This is a genomic window from Bacteroides sp. NSJ-39, assembly GCF_014287315.1.
Classification (GTDB): domain Bacteria; phylum Bacteroidota; class Bacteroidia; order Bacteroidales; family Bacteroidaceae; genus Bacteroides; species Bacteroides finegoldii.
Map to the genome: position 1 here is coordinate 19,634 of NZ_JACOOB010000023.1, position 15,309 is coordinate 34,942.

The window sequence follows — 15,309 nt, forward strand, 5'->3', positions numbered from 1 at the left end:
AGAGTTTACCTGGTAAAAGCTCCATTCTCCCAGCGATAAACAATAGGAAGGCGGAGAAACGGCTTCAATTTCTCTGCCGTTTCTTTTGACATATAATCGGGAGTGGTCAATGTAACGGTCAGCTCTGTATTCTCTTTATTAAAGTCAGCTTTCATCAGTAGCATATCTGCCGGACGGCTAGCCTCATCAAATTCATAAACAGCTGTCGGTTCCGGAGTATTCAGGAAATCGTTCAATATCGGTAAAGTGACAAACTGAGAAGCTGCAAGCGGTTGCCAGTCGGTAGTATAAAAGTGAATACGGCTGTCGCAAGCAGGAGCGCAAGCCGTAGAAATAGTACAAATAATATTCGTCGTATCGTTCAACGCTAATAATTTCATTTGCCAGGTAGTCTGTGGAGACATCTGCATACGGATATAGTCTTTACTTAAATCCGTCATTTCCGATTTCTTACCGAATCGGTTCTCTACCTGTGCCCTCATCTTACTTTCCAGAAAGTCGATACAGTCTTCACGATTTACTTTGGTCAGCAGAGGACTCAAAGAATCCGGCATATTCACAAATACGGTTTTAGCTTCTTGCGCCTGAAGAGAAGTCATAGAAATGCTCCCGGCAACAGAAAAAAAGATTGCGACTGCTAATTTATTTATTTTCATATTTATCTTATTTAGTCCCCAAATATAAGAATATCATTCCGATTAACACTAGTATAAGGTCAATCGCTTTGCTTTTTAAATTCTTTTCACGGAAGAAAAGCGCACCGAAAATGAAAGAAACAATTACACTTCCCCGACGAACCATCGAAACAATGGAAATCATGGAATCATCATAACTCAATGCATAGAAATAGACAAAGTCGGCTGCAGAGAGGAAAATGGAAATCAGGATAATCGTCCAATCCCAGCGAAAAGGGGTAGTCGACTTTCTTTTCGGCCACCAAAGCAATAACAGAATGGGACACATGATAAAAACCTGATAAACATTATACCAAGACTGCACCAACATCGGGTTCAATGACTTCATCAGATACTTGTCATACAATCCGCTGATAGCTCCCGTTATCGCAGCCAGCACGATAAAGAATATCCATTTATTATGCTTGAAGTCGATTCCTTCTTTCTTTCCCGAACGGCTCAGCATGAAAAAAGAGACAACAGCCAGCAGCACACCGATCCATTGATAAAGGTTCAACCGCTCGCCAAACACGAGCATTGCCCCTACAAGCACCATCACCGGACGGGTGGCATTGATCGGTCCTACGATCGTAATAGGCAAATGTTTCATCCCGAAATAACCGAATATCCATGAAGACAGCACTATGAATGACTTGATGATAATATATTTATGCTGTTCCCAACCCGCAACAGGGACATTGAATATACTTCCTCCCAACAGATTCGGCTCATATATAGAGAACAGGATAAACGGCAGGAAGATAAGGCTGGAAAAGAAAGTGTTCAAGAACAATACAGGAAGCACCGCATTGTCTTTCAGTGATTTCTTTTTAAATACATCATAAAAGCCCAACAAAGTAGCTGATAAAAAAGCCAATAATAACCACATAGAAAATAAGTAAGAAGTAAAAATTAAAAATTAAAGGTGTGTAGGAGAAAGGAATATCGTATCAGGATATTCCACATTCACCAGAAACAAAGCCTGTCCCGGAGCGGAAGTCCCGGCTTTGCAACGGTCTTTCTGTTCTATAATTCGCCTGAAGCCCTCAATGGAAAGCTTTCCACGCCCCACTTCAATCAGTGTGCCCACTATGGCACGCACCATATTCCGCAAAAAGCGGTCGGCCCGGATGGTAAACACCCAAGTGGCGTCCTCTTCCCGTGTCCATTCCGCATGGGTAATATGGCAGATATTTGTCTTTACATCCGTATGCAATTTGCTGAAACTCGTAAAGTCAGTATATTCGAAAAGCACTTTCGCCGCCTCATTCATACGTTCATAATCCAACGGACTGTAAACCCTGCAGCGATATTGCCGGTTGAAAGGATATTTGGCAGTGGTCACATAATATTTGTAAGTCCGGGCTGTCGCATCAAAACGCGCATGAGCCTCCGGCCGGACACGGCAAACACGATAGACAGAAATATCAGGCGGTAACAAACGATTCAGTTTGTCGGCAACGGATTCCGTATCCAACGGTTCATCATAGTCAAAATGGGCAACCATCAAAGAGGCGTGCACCCCCGCATCAGTTCTCCCCGCTCCCACAACTTCTATCTCACGACGCAGAAAGGTAGACAATGCGTTCATCAAGCATTCCTGCACACTAATTCCATTCGGTTGAATCTGCCAACCGTGATAGTTGGTTCCATCATAAGCCAAATAAATAAAATACCTTTGCACGCTTATTCCTCCTTTTTTGAATTTTCGCGTGCAAAAGTAGTCATTTTATCTTATTTATCTTTGTATAGTTCGCATAAACTCGTATATTTGAAAAACAATATGGATGATTCACTAACTGTACCAAATTATGAGCAGTACTATTTTCCTCATTATCGCCCTCGTCACAACAGGCATTTTTGTGATTCAATTTATTCTATCAATCTTCTTCGGAGATATAGACGCTGATGTTGACGTAGACACTGACATCAGCAGCGTAGTTTCTTTCAAGGGGCTCACCCATTTCGGAATCGGATTTGGCTGGTATATGTATTTGGCAGGAAATACGGAGATTCAAACCTATGCCGTTGCAATCTTTGTAGGTCTCTGTTTCGTTCTCGCCGTCTGGTTCTTGTATAAAAAAGCTTTCCAACTACAACAGGTAAACCGTTCCGAACAGACAGAACAGTTGGTCGGACGCGAATGTACGATCTACTTCAAGCAAAATGACGGCAGATACACCGTACAGACAAAACGGGATGGAGCCATGCGCGAAGTGGACGTAATCTCCGAATCGGGAAAGACGTATCAAACGGGAGAGCATACGGTTATCACCCGATATCAGAACGGGACATTGTATATTCAGTAACTATTTAAAATACACAAATCTATGACACAAGAAATTCTAATCATGGTCGCTATATTAGTGGCGGTCATCTTACTCACTTTTATCGGTATCTTGTCTCGTTATCGCAAATGTAAGAGTGACGAAGTCCTCGTTGTATACGGTAAGACAGGAAGAGACAAAAAATCCGCAAAGCTATATCACGGAGGAGCAGCCTTTGTATGGCCGATTATCCAAGGGTATGAGTTCTTGTCAATGAAGCCGATGCAGATCGACTGCAAACTGACGGGGGCTCTTTCCGCACAGAATATACGTGTCGATGTACCGACTACTATCACTGTAGCCATCAGTACCGACCCGGAAGTGATGCAAAATGCCGCCGAACGTATGTTAGGGCTGACAATGGACGACAAACAGAATCTGATTACAGATGTAGTCTATGGGCAGATGCGTTTGGTTATCGCCGACATGACGATTGAAGAACTGAACTCCGACCGCGACAAGTTCCTTTCTAAAGTAAAAGACAATATCGATACGGAACTTCGCAAATTCGGTCTGTACCTCATGAATATCAATATCAGTGATATCCGTGACGCTGCCAACTATATCGTAAACTTAGGTAAGGAAGCCGAAAGTAAGGCACAGAATGAGGCGCAAGCGAACATCGAGGAACAGGAAAAATTAGGTGCCATTAAGATTGCCAATCAAATAAAAGAACGGGAAACAAAGGTTGCCGAGACGCGTAAAGACCAGGATATCGCCATTGCAGAAACAAAGAAATTGCAGGAAATTTCCGTTGCCAATGCAGACAAGGACAGAATCTCCCAAGTAGCCATCGCAAATGCAGAAAAAGAATCTCAAGTAGCCAAAGCGGAAGCTGAAAAGAACATCCGTATCGAACAGGCAAATACCGAAAAAGAAAGTCGTATTGCCGAACTGAACTCCGACATGGAAATCAAACAGGCGGAAGCTGCGAAGAAAGCCGCTATCGGGCGAAATGACGCACAAAAAGAGGTTGCTTTATCAAATGCGGATTTGGCTGTAACACAAGCTAACGCTGATAAGCAAGCCGGTGAAGCCGCTGCAAGATCGGAAGCAGCTGTACAAACAGCCCGTGAAATCGCTCAAAAAGAAGTAGAAGAAGCAAAAGCCCGGAAAGTGGAATCTTCATTAAAGGCGGAAAAGATTGTACCTGCCGAAATCTCCAGGCAGGAAGCTATTCTTCAAGCAAACGCTATTGCGGAAAAGATAACCCGTGAAGCGGAAGCCCGTGCAAAAGCCACTTTGGCACAAGCGGAAGCAGAAGCAAAAGCTATCCAACTGAAACTGGAAGCGGAAGCAGAAGGTAAAAAGCGTTCATTACTTGCCGAAGCGGAAGGTTTCGAAGCAATGGTAAGAGCTGCCGAATCCAATCCGGCTATCGCCATCCAATACAAGATGGTAGACCAATGGAAAGAAATTGCCGGTGAACAGGTGAAAGCATTCGAACATATAAACTTAGGAAATATCACCGTATTTGACGGCGGAAACGGAGGAACAAGCAATTTCTTGAATACATTAGTAAAAACGGTTGCACCAAGTCTCGGTGTATTGGACAAGTTGCCTATCGGTGAAACAGTGAAAGGTATCATTAATCCGGAAAATAAAACGGAAGAAAAGCCCGCAACGAAAGCTGAAGAAAAAAAGAAATAATCCGAATTTATTAGTTTAGTAAAGTGCGCTGATGAGAAAAAGAAAAGTCTTATTCTCATCAGCGCACTTTTATCATATATACGAATCAGTATAAAAACGGTGCGGAAAGGAGCCAAATACTATTTTTATTTCTTTTTCTGCCTAATCAGATTAGCCGCGTTACTTATTCTTTTTGCGTTTGACTATAGTATTCCGCAAGAGTAACTATAGTCTTCCTTACGTATAACTATAGTCATACGCAAAGTACACTATAGTTATACGAAGTAAAAGTAACGAATGAAATGAGTCTAAATAGTGAATCGATTATAAAAGAATGCCTATAGAAATCAATAAGAATAAGAAGGCTATCATTGTTTAATTCAAAACCTAGTACGTTTATGAATATGCAGCGGAAATAATGCAAAGCATAGAACGTATGGAAAAATAGCGTATATTTGCGGGCAAAAAGACAAAATGACTATTTACAAGCTTCGCATACTACCACTATTTTTACTAGTTATTAGCTTCACGACATTCACTTCAGGGTGCAAAAAGAAAGATATGTCACTGAAACTGAATGAGCCCCGCAACATTCGTGGCGTTGTCAGTTACAAACGCTCTTTCCCTGATTTGAACGATGCACATCTCAAAGTCGCTAAAAAGATAGGTATCAGCCCGTTGGCAGACCGAGAGGAAGCGGAAGCTATGAAAGAAAAGCTGACTCATATCACTGATAATGATTTCTATACAGTAGATTCATTAACACACTCCATCCCCTACCTCGTTCCACGTGCCAGCGCATTGCTCGATACAATCGGCTCCAACTTTCTCGATTCACTGGCTGCCAAAGGGTTGAACCCGAATCAAGTGATTGTCACATCCGTGCTGCGTACACAAAACGATGTGAAGCGTCTCCGCCGCCGCAACGGAAATGCTTCCGTCAATTCGGCACATTGTTTCGGGGCTACTTTCGATGTAAGTTGGAAACGTTTCAAGAAAGTAGAAGATGAAGACGGACGCCCCTTACAGAATGTCAGCGCAGACACCCTTAAACTCGTCCTGTCAGAGGTATTGAGAGACTTGCGGAAAGCTGAAAAATGCTATATTAAATATGAGCTGAAGCAAGGTTGTTTCCATATTACGGCCAGGTGACGTAAGAAATGAATGTAAATTGCAATAAAATTCGCCCCTAAACAATCAGAGAATCCAAAACGTTTCATTAAATTTGCAGAAATTTTTCTTTAATACAATTGAATGATAGAGAAACTGATTGTTCTTGAGGACATTGATCCGGTTATTTTTTACGGTGTAAACAACGCCAACATACAGTTAATTAAAGCTTTATATCCGAAGCTACGCATAGTTGCCCGAGGTAATGTCATCAAAGTGCTGGGCGATGAGGAAGAAATGTGTGCTTTCGAAGAAAATATCACCAAACTTGAGAAATACTGTGCCGAATATAACTCTCTGAAAGAAGAGGTTATCATTGACATTATAAAAGGAAATGCCCCGCAAGCAGAGCAAACCGGAAACGTGATTGTATTCAGCGTCACAGGAAAACCCATCATCCCCCGAAGTGAAAACCAGCTGAAACTGGTAGAAGGATTTGCCAAGAATGATATGGTATTCGCCATCGGTCCGGCGGGTTCGGGAAAGACATATACCGCTATCGCCCTTGCCGTACGCGCATTGAAGAATAAAGAAATCAAGAAAATCATCCTTAGCCGCCCCGCCGTAGAAGCCGGAGAAAAGCTCGGTTTCCTGCCCGGCGACATGAAAGATAAGATCGACCCATACTTGCAACCTTTATATGATGCCTTGCAAGACATGATACCTGCCGCCAAGTTAAAGGAATACATGGAATTGAACGTTATCCAGATTGCTCCGTTAGCCTTTATGCGCGGACGCACACTGAATGACGCAGTCGTAATCTTGGATGAAGCCCAAAACACCACTACGCAACAAATCAAAATGTTCCTTACCCGTATGGGTATGAACACCAAAATGATTGTGACGGGAGACATGACACAGATCGACCTCCCCGCTTCACAAACATCGGGACTGGTGCAAGCCCTCCGTATCTTGAAAGGAGTGAAAGGTATCAGTTTTGTTGAACTGAGTAAAAAGGATATCGTACGCCATAAACTGGTGGAACGTATCGTGGATGCTTACGAAAAATTCGACAAAGAAGCGAAAGCCGAGCGGAACGGTTCACTACAGAGGACACAAAGCACACAGAGGATTTAATCCAAATATCTCAATGAAGACTCTGTGTACTCCGTGTCCTCCGTGGTGAAATTAAAGAAAGAAGCATAATTTTAATATATATATCATTATGAAAGCATTAACAAAAACAGATTTCAACTTTCCTGGACAGAAAAGTGTGTATCACGGAAAAGTGCGCGATGTGTACAACATCAACGGCGAAAAACTCGTCATGGTAGCAACCGACCGTATTTCGGCCTTTGACGTAGTACTGCCCGAAGGTATCCCTTACAAAGGACAAATGCTGAACCAGATTGCAGCTAAATTCCTTGACGCCACTACTGACATTTGCCCGAACTGGAAACTGGCTACTCCGGACCCGATGGTAACGGTAGGTGTATTGTGCGAAGGCTTCCCGGTAGAAATGATTGTACGCGGCTATCTCTGCGGCAGCGCATGGCGTGCTTACAAAAGCGGCGTACGCGAAATTTGCGGTGTGAAGTTACCGGACGGAATGCGTGAAAACGAAAAATTTCCGGAACCAATCATCACTCCGACTACAAAAGCCGAAATGGGATTGCACGACGAAGACATCTCCAAAGAAGAAATCCTGAAACAAGGACTGGCTACTCCGGAAGAATATGAGGTTCTCGAAAAATACACATTAGCTCTCTTCAAACGCGGCACTGAAATCGCAGCGGAACGCGGACTGATTCTCGTAGATACAAAATACGAATTCGGTAAGCATAACGGTACCATCTATCTGATGGACGAAATCCACACACCGGACTCAAGCCGTTATTTTTACTCTGAAGGTTATCAGGAACGCTTCGAAAAAGGCGAACCGCAGAAACAGCTTTCTAAAGAATTCGTCCGCGAATGGTTGATGGAGAACGGTTTCCAGGGTAAAGAAGGTCAGAAAGTGCCCGAAATGACTCCGGCTATCGTACAGAGCATCAGCGACCGTTATATCGAATTGTTCGAGAACATCACCGGTGAGAAATTTGTAAAAGAAGATACCAGCAATATTGCTGAACGTATCGAAAAGAACGTTATGAATTTCTTGACTGAATAAGAATGGATTACCCGCAACAACATATCAAACCTTACGACAAGGAAGGAAAGAAAACCGAGCAGGTGGAACGTATGTTCGACAACATCGCGCATGCCTACGATAAGTTGAATCACACCTTATCCTTAGGGATAGACCGCAGTTGGAGACGTAAGGCCATAGCCTGGCTTCGCCCTTTCCATCCGCAACGTATGATGGATGTAGCTACCGGCACAGGAGATTTTGCCATCCTTGCCTGCCGCGAGCTGCAACCCGCTGAGTTAATCGGCACGGATATATCGGAAGGTATGATGAATGTGGGACGTGAAAAAGTAAAGAAGGAAGGACTCTCGGACAAAATATCTTTTGCCCGGGAGGACTGTACTTCACTCTCTTTTGCCGACAATGACTTTGACGCTATTACCGTAGCTTTCGGTATCCGCAACTTCGAAGACCTCGACAAAGGTCTCTCCGAGATGTGCCGTGTACTGAAACCGGGAGGCCATCTTGTGATTCTGGAGCTAACCACTCCGGAGCGCTTTCCGATGAAGCAACTATTCTCCATCTACTCAAAAATCGTCATTCCGTTACTGGGCAAACTTCTCTCCAAAGACAACAGCGCTTACCGTTATTTGCCGGACACCATCAAAGTATTTCCGCAAGGGGAAATAATGAAAGGAGTTCTTTCAAAAGCCGGATTCGGCGAAGTGAGTTTCAAGCGGCTGACCTTTGGTATCTGCACTCTTTATACTGCGACAAAATAGTGAGTTAATTAATTTAATCCTTTTCTTTTATGGAAAAATATGGTTTAATCGGTTATCCTCTGAGACATTCATTTTCTATCGGATACTTTAATGAGAAATTCAAATCCGAGGGTATCGATGCAGAGTATGTGAATTTCGAGATTCCCAGTATCAATAACTTCATGGAAGTCATCGAAGAGAACCCCAATTTATGCGGACTCAATGTCACCATTCCTTACAAGGAGCAAGTAATTCCTTTCCTGGATGAACTCGATCGTGACACGGCAAAGATAGGAGCAGTAAACGTGATTAAAATCATCCGCCAACCAAAAGGTAAAGTAAAATTAGTAGGTTATAACTCTGACATTATCGGATTTTCCCAATCCATACAGCCTTTATTGCAACCCCATCACAAGAAAGCCTTGATTCTAGGTACCGGCGGGGCCTCCAAAGCAGTCTATCACGGACTTAAAAATCTGGGAATCGAAAGTGTATTCGTTTCACGCACTCATAAAGCGGACAATATGCTGACTTACGAAGAGCTAACCCCCGAAATCATGGCGGAATATACGATTATCGTCAACACTACTCCCGTAGGTATGTTTCCTAAAGTCGATTTCTGCCCGAATATCCCATACAATCTAGTAACTCCAAACCATTTGCTCTACGATTTGTTATATAATCCGAATGTTACCCTTTTTATGAAAAAGGGTGAAGCACAAGGAGCCGTTGTCAAAAACGGTCTGGAAATGTTGCTTCTTCAAGCATTCGCCGCTTGGGAAATCTGGCATAAGTAAATCACATTTCCCCTCACTCTCGGCAGAAGAAGTCAGGGGCAAATCAAAGAGGTATAATTATGAGGAGAAAAGTTGTCTATAGCATTATCGTTGTCATGTTGATATTGACCGGTTGTACCATTGGAGGAAGTTTCTATATGTTGAATCTATCTCTGACGCCGGATGGCAAGATATTGTCTAAAGACGCTGATTCTTATCCTTTTATGTACAGAAACTATCCTTTTCTGCGTTCGTGGGTAGATAGTCTGCGACAAGTAAATGCCCTGAAAGACACTTTTATCGTCAACCCGCACGGCATACAGCTTCATGCTTACTATGTGGCTGCTCCCAGACCCACAAACAAAACCGCAGTTATTGTACACGGATATACGGATAATGCTATCCGTATGTTTATGATCGGTTACCTCTACAATCGGGATTTAGGCTTCAACATTTTGCTTCCCGACCTTCAGCACCAAGGCGAAAGTGAAGGTCGGGCCATTCAGATGGGATGGAAAGACCGTCTGGATGTATTGCAATGGATGAACATCACCAATAGTATCTTTGGAGACAGCACGCAGATGGTAGTGCATGGTATTTCGATGGGAGGCGCAACCACAATGATGGTATCCGGTGAGGAGCAGCAGCCTTTCGTCAAGTGCTTTGTGGAAGATTGCGGTTATACCAGTGTGTGGGATGAATTTTCCCATGAGCTGAAAAGTTCTTTCGGTCTCCCTCCTTTCCCTTTGATGTATACCACCAGTTGGCTATGCGAAAAGAAGTACGGATGGAATTTCAAAGAGGCCTCTTCGCTGAAACAAGTAGCAAAATGCCAACTGCCGATGTTGTTTATCCACGGCGACAAAGATACATACGTTCCGACTTGGATGGTTTATCCGCTTTACGAAGCAAAACCGGAACCTAAAGAACTTTGGATAGTACCAGGTGCGGCTCACGCCCTTTCATACAAAGAGAATAAACAGGAATACACAGATAAAGTCCGTAAGTTTGTCGGGCAATATATTCATTAAACGATGAAATTAATATTCACATTCATAGCTATTACTTTCTTACTGATCCCCTTACGGGCTCAAGAGAAAGTGTACACAGTAGACAATCTTCCGAAAGTCCACTTACAGAATAAGACGCAATATGTATGCAATCCTGCGGGAATACTGTCAAAAGCAGCCTGTGATAGTATAGATTCCATGCTTTATGCTTTAGAACTGCAAACCGGTATTGAGACGGTCGTTGCAGTGCTTCCCTCCATTGGAGAGGAAGATTGTTTCGATTTCTGTCATCAACTGCTCAATCAATGGGGTGTAGGAAAGAAAGATAAGAATAACGGTTTGGTTATTCTATTAGTAACCGACCAACGCTGCATTCAATTTTATACCGGATACGGTCTGGAAGGAGTTCTCCCCGACGCTATCTGCAAGAGGATTCAGACGAAATACATGATTCCGTATCTGAAAGACGGGAATTGGAATGCCGGAATGGTGGCCGGTTTGAAAGCGACTTGCCAAGTTCTTGACGGTTCTATGGAGAACGATTCTCTTTCCGGTTCAACCAATAACGGAGGTTCATTCGATTTCATCCTCGCCGTATTTTTCTTTATACTGATTGGTGGAGGTATCGCTTTCCTTTCCGCACGCAAGCAAAGCCGTTGTCCGAAATGCGGAAAACACACGTTACAAAGAAGCGGTAGCCGACTGATCTCCAAAGTCAATGGCGTGAGAACCGAAGACATCACTTACACGTGTAGAAATTGCGGTCATACCCTCACACGTCGCCAACAAAGTTATGACAATGATTATCATCACCGAGGTGGTGGCGGTCCGTTTATTGGTGGTTTCGGCGGAGGCAGAAGTTTCGAAGGCGGAGGCAGTTTTGGCGGAGGCAGCTTCGGTGGAGGAATGGGCGGAGGAGGTGGTGCCGGTTCACGATTCTAGTCAATTCACGACTCCAACTAAAACCTAGAAAAGTCAAGGAAACACCAAGATTTAAAATCAAATTATCAATATCAATCAATAAAAACGATAAATATGAAAAAGTCAGTTATCATTATTTTAGCTGTTATAGCTGTCATTGTCATTTGGGCTGTCAGCATGTACAACGGTCTTGTCGCTATGGATGAGAAAGTAAATGGTCAATGGGCCAATGTAGAAACTCAATACCAACGCCGCGCCGATTTAATTCCCAATCTGGTAAATACAGTAAAAGGGTATGCGACACATGAAAAAGAAACGCTGGAAGGAGTGGTTGAAGCACGCAGTCAAGCAACACAAATGAAAGTCGATGCAGCCGACCTGACACCAGAAAAACTCGCTCAATACCAGAAAGCACAGGGCGCCGTTACTTCCGCCTTAGGCAAATTATTAGCAATTACGGAAAATTATCCGGATTTGAAGGCTAATCAGAACTTCCTTGAACTGCAAGCCCAATTGGAGGGGACGGAAAACCGTATCAACGTGGCACGCAAAAATTTCAATGATGCTGCACAGGCTTATAACACCAATATCCGCCGTTTCCCCAAGAATATCTTTGCCGGAATGTTCGGATTTGAAAAGAAAGCTTACTTCGAAGCGGAAGAAGGTAGCGAAAAAGCACCGAAGGTAGAGTTCTGAAAAGAGGCAACGGCATTTCTAGTAAGATAGTTGGCTGTACAAAAAAAAAGCAGTACTTTTGCAGCCGTATACAAAATAATTCTATAACTCATGAGTAATCAACGATACATGATGCGTGGCGTAAGCGCATCAAAAGAAGATGTGCACAACGCCATCAAGAACATCGACAAAGGAATTTTCCCTAAAGCATTCTGCAAAATCATTCCCGATATATTGGGAGGCGATCCGGAATACTGTAACATCATGCATGCCGACGGAGCCGGAACCAAGTCTTCGCTTGCTTATATGTATTGGAAAGAAACCGGCGACCTGTCCGTTTGGAAAGGTATTGCGCAGGACGCTTTGATCATGAATATCGATGACCTGCTTTGCGTGGGGGCCGTAGATAATATTCTTGTCTCTTCTACCATCGGACGCAACAAGCTGTTAATTCCGGGGGAAGTAATTTCCGCCATTATCAATGGAACGGATGAGCTGCTTGCCGAGCTCCGCGAAATGGGAGTAGGCGTATATGCCACCGGTGGTGAGACAGCCGATGTCGGTGATCTTGTCCGCACTATTATTGTTGATTCCACAGTAACTTGCCGCATGAAACGTTCGGATGTGATAGACAATGCCAACATCCGTCCGGGTGATGTGATTGTCGGTCTTGCTTCTTACGGACAAGCTACTTATGAAAAAGAATACAATGGCGGCATGGGCAGCAACGGCCTGACAAGTGCCCGTCACGACGTATTCGGCAAATACCTTGCAGAAAAATATCCGGAAAGCTATGATGCGGCAGTTCCCGAAGAACTGGTTTATTCTGGAAACCTAAAATTGACAGACAGTGTGGAAGGCTCTCCGATCGACGCCGGCAAGTTAGTACTCTCTCCTACCCGTACATACGCGCCGGTAGTAAAGAAGTTGTTGGATGCACTACGTCCTGAAATACACGGAATGGTACACTGCTCCGGTGGTGCACAAACCAAAGTTTTACACTTTGTTGAAAACGTTCGTGTAGTGAAAGATAATCTTTTCCCTGTTCCTCCTTTATTCAAGACTATTCAAGAACAAAGCGGCACAGATTGGGCGGAAATGTACAAGGTGTTCAATATGGGACATCGGCTTGAAGTCTATCTGTCACCGGAACACGCTGAAGAAGTTATCGCCATTTCCGAATCATTTGGAATACCGGCACAGATTGTCGGGCGTATCGAAGCATGTGACAAGACTGAATTAATCATTAAGAGTGAATTCGGAGAATTTAGATACTAAAGAATGGCAGATAACAGTACCATATTAGAGAAACTGGACGGTCTTGTAGCCCGTTTTGAAGAAATATCAACCCTCATCACCGACCCGGCAGTCATTGCCGACCAGAAACGTTATGTCAAACTGACAAAGGAATACAAGGAACTGGATGACTTGATGAAAGCCCGCAAGGAATATATTCAATTGCTGGGCAACATCGAAGAAGCCAAAAATATCCTTGCCACCGAGTCGGATACAGATATACGCGAAATGGCCAAAGAGGAAATGGACCTTAGCCAGGAACGCCTTCCGGTATTGGAGGAAGAAATCAAGTTAATGCTTGTTCCTGCCGACCCGCAAGACAGCAAGAATGCCATTCTTGAAATTCGCGGTGGAGCAGGAGGCGATGAAGCGGCAATCTTTGCCGGTGACCTTTTCCGCATGTATGCCAAATACTGCGAAGTAAAAGGATGGAAACTGGAAGTCTCCAACGCCAACGAAGGAACTGCCGGCGGATACAAGGAAATAGTTTGTAGTGTCACGGGAGACAATGTTTACGGCACATTGAAGTATGAATCGGGTGTACACCGCGTACAGCGTGTTCCCGCCACAGAGACTCAGGGACGTGTACATACTTCGGCAGCTTCGGTAGCCGTACTTCCTGAAGCAGAAGAGTTCGATGTGGTCATCAACGAAGGAGAAATCAAATGGGATACTTTCCGAAGCGGCGGCGCAGGCGGACAGAACGTTAATAAGGTAGAATCCGGAGTGCGTCTGCGCTATATCTGGAAGAACCCCAATACCGGTGTTTCCGAAGAAATCCTGATCGAATGTACCGAGACACGCGACCAACCCAAAAATAAAGAGCGCGCATTGGCCCGTCTCCGTACTTTCATCTACGACAAGGAGCATCAGAAATATATCGACGACATTGCTTCCAAACGTAAAACGATGGTTTCAACGGGAGACCGCTCTGCGAAAATCCGTACATACAACTATCCGCAAGGACGTATCACCGACCACCGCATTAATTACACGATTTATAATCTTGCGGCTTTCATGGACGGGGATATACAAGACTGTATCGACCACCTGATCGTAGCTGAAAATGCGGAACGGTTGAAGGAAAGCGAACTTTAGATAAGTTGAGAGTTGAAAATTGAGAGTTGAGAGTGATTCTAAAATAGTAAAAAACAGTAAACAATAAGATGGATAAGCAACAATTATTTGAAAACATAAAACGCAAAAAATCATTCCTTTGTGTAGGGCTTGATACTGACATCAAGAAAATTCCGGAACATCTGCTGAAAGAAGAAGATCCGATTTTTGCTTTCAATAAGGCAATCATCGACGCGACAGCCGATTTGTGCATAGCCTACAAACCCAATTTGGCTTTTTACGAAAGTATGGGTGTAAAAGGATGGATCGCTTTTGAAAAGACAGTAAAGTATATCAAGGATAATTATCCGGATCAGTTCATCATTGCCGATGCAAAACGTGGTGATATAGGAAACACTTCCGCCATGTATGCCCGTACTTTCTTCGAGGAACTGGATATCGACTCTGTAACCGTAGCTCCTTACATGGGAGAAGACAGTGTGACTCCGTTTCTTACTTACGACAACAAATGGGTTATCCTGTTGGCATTGACTTCCAACAAAGGATCTCATGACTTCCAATTGACAGAAGATGCAAATGGCGAACGTCTATTTGAAAAAGTACTGCGCAAATCACAGGAATGGGCAAACGATGACCGTATGATGTACGTAGTAGGCGCTACTCAAGGACGTGCTTTTGAAGATATCCGCAAAATTGTTCCTGACCATTTCCTTCTCGTTCCCGGTATCGGAGCGCAAGGCGGCTCGCTCGAAGAAGTTTGCAAATATGGTATGAATAGCACTTGTGGATTGATTGTAAACTCTTCCCGTGGCATTATCTACGTAGATAAGACAGAAAAGTTTGCAGAAGCTGCCCGTACTGCTGCACAAGAAGTTCAGGCACAAATGGCAGAACAATTGAAGAGAGTGATTAACAATCAGTAATT

General features: G+C 43.7%; 16 protein-coding genes. 13 read left to right on the forward strand and 3 right to left on the reverse strand.

Annotated features, from left to right (window positions below; translation table 11 throughout):
* Positions 1–5: 5 nt before the first annotated feature.
* The 3 genes from H8S63_RS17765 to truA are packed head-to-tail and all read right to left on the reverse strand — an operon-like array spanning position 6 to position 2,358.
* Positions 6–656 carry a DUF3256 family protein gene (locus H8S63_RS17765; RefSeq protein ID WP_186927533.1) on the reverse strand — a complete coding sequence of 217 codons (651 nt, stop codon included), beginning with the start codon at positions 654–656 and terminating at the stop codon, positions 6–8.
* A 7-nt stretch (positions 657–663) separates the two neighbouring features.
* Complete coding sequence (locus H8S63_RS17770) at positions 664–1,563, reverse strand: DMT family transporter (protein ID WP_007765029.1); 900 nt, start codon at positions 1,561–1,563, stop codon at positions 664–666.
* 30 nt (positions 1,564–1,593) lie between these two features.
* A complete protein-coding gene (truA, locus tag H8S63_RS17775; RefSeq protein WP_007757711.1) occupies positions 1,594–2,358 on the reverse strand; it encodes a tRNA pseudouridine(38-40) synthase TruA in 765 nt (254 codons plus the stop codon).
* A 127-nt stretch (positions 2,359–2,485) separates the two neighbouring features.
* On the opposite strand from truA, the gene H8S63_RS17780 reads away from it, so the two are divergent.
* From H8S63_RS17780 to pyrF, 13 genes are all read left to right on the forward strand, one after another.
* Complete coding sequence (locus H8S63_RS17780) at positions 2,486–2,983, forward strand: hypothetical protein (protein WP_186927534.1); 498 nt, start codon at positions 2,486–2,488, stop codon at positions 2,981–2,983.
* Positions 2,984–3,004: 21 nt separating this feature from the next.
* Positions 3,005–4,651 carry a flotillin family protein gene (locus tag H8S63_RS17785; RefSeq protein WP_007757713.1) on the forward strand — a complete coding sequence of 549 codons (1,647 nt, stop codon included), beginning with the start codon at positions 3,005–3,007 and terminating at the stop codon, positions 4,649–4,651.
* A gap of 453 nt (positions 4,652–5,104) precedes the next feature.
* Entirely contained in the window at positions 5,105–5,782 is a 678-nt protein-coding gene (locus H8S63_RS17790) for a DUF5715 family protein (protein WP_186927535.1), read from the forward strand.
* Positions 5,783–5,884: 102 nt separating this feature from the next.
* Complete coding sequence (locus H8S63_RS17795; protein ID WP_186927536.1) at positions 5,885–6,877, forward strand: PhoH family protein; 993 nt, start codon at positions 5,885–5,887, stop codon at positions 6,875–6,877.
* A gap of 88 nt (positions 6,878–6,965) precedes the next feature.
* On the forward strand, positions 6,966–7,910 hold the full coding sequence (locus H8S63_RS17800; RefSeq protein ID WP_007757719.1) for a phosphoribosylaminoimidazolesuccinocarboxamide synthase: 945 nt from the start codon (positions 6,966–6,968) through the stop codon (positions 7,908–7,910).
* 2 nt (positions 7,911–7,912) lie between these two features.
* A complete protein-coding gene (ubiE, locus tag H8S63_RS17805; protein WP_022276101.1) occupies positions 7,913–8,650 on the forward strand; it encodes a bifunctional demethylmenaquinone methyltransferase/2-methoxy-6-polyprenyl-1,4-benzoquinol methylase UbiE in 738 nt (245 codons plus the stop codon).
* A 29-nt stretch (positions 8,651–8,679) separates the two neighbouring features.
* Complete coding sequence (locus H8S63_RS17810; RefSeq protein WP_186927537.1) at positions 8,680–9,426, forward strand: shikimate dehydrogenase; 747 nt, start codon at positions 8,680–8,682, stop codon at positions 9,424–9,426.
* A 59-nt stretch (positions 9,427–9,485) separates the two neighbouring features.
* Positions 9,486–10,436 (forward strand): alpha/beta hydrolase, encoded by a 951-nt coding sequence (locus H8S63_RS17815; protein WP_022276102.1) that lies wholly within the window; start codon positions 9,486–9,488, stop codon positions 10,434–10,436.
* 3 nt (positions 10,437–10,439) lie between these two features.
* The gene (locus tag H8S63_RS17820; protein ID WP_186927538.1) at positions 10,440–11,357 is read left to right on the forward strand and encodes a YgcG family protein; all 918 of its coding nucleotides are present in this window, start codon (positions 10,440–10,442) and stop codon (positions 11,355–11,357) included.
* A 93-nt stretch (positions 11,358–11,450) separates the two neighbouring features.
* Positions 11,451–12,032 (forward strand): LemA family protein, encoded by a 582-nt coding sequence (locus H8S63_RS17825; protein WP_007757729.1) that lies wholly within the window; start codon positions 11,451–11,453, stop codon positions 12,030–12,032.
* A 90-nt stretch (positions 12,033–12,122) separates the two neighbouring features.
* Positions 12,123–13,289: an AIR synthase-related protein gene (locus H8S63_RS17830; protein ID WP_022276105.1), complete on the forward strand. Its 1,167-nt coding sequence runs from the start codon at positions 12,123–12,125 to the stop codon at positions 13,287–13,289.
* A gap of 3 nt (positions 13,290–13,292) precedes the next feature.
* Entirely contained in the window at positions 13,293–14,405 is a 1,113-nt protein-coding gene (gene prfA, locus H8S63_RS17835; RefSeq protein ID WP_007757731.1) for a peptide chain release factor 1, read from the forward strand.
* Between the two features lie 68 nt (positions 14,406–14,473).
* A complete protein-coding gene (pyrF, locus tag H8S63_RS17840; RefSeq protein ID WP_007757732.1) occupies positions 14,474–15,307 on the forward strand; it encodes an orotidine-5'-phosphate decarboxylase in 834 nt (277 codons plus the stop codon).
* Positions 15,308–15,309 lie beyond the last annotated feature (2 nt).